Source organism: Candidatus Omnitrophota bacterium, assembly GCA_028716565.1.
GTDB lineage: Bacteria > Omnitrophota > Gorgyraeia > Pluralincolimonadales > Pluralincolimonadaceae > Pluralincolimonas.
This window is the reverse complement of sequence record JAQUPL010000012.1, coordinates 17761-18015: the sequence shown is the minus strand read 5'-3', so window position 1 is coordinate 18015 and position 255 is coordinate 17761.

Below are 255 nucleotides of genomic sequence, written 5' to 3'. Positions count from 1 at the left end.
ACGTTTGATATTGCTTCCTTCGTTGAGCGCTCGGCATCATGCAATAGATTTCTTTTGACTGCTTTTTCTGCTTCGTTTTGTTCTGTCGTTCCCATTGTCAACCCCGGTTTAGTACCGATAATGTTTCATTATCGGTAGTTGTTTATTTCGAAAACAGCATCGAAAAAGCTGTTATCGATAACCTATATTATTGACGCATAAACGTGAAAAAGGAACTAAAAAAAACCGGCTGCAGAAAGTATAGTTTTATTGTAT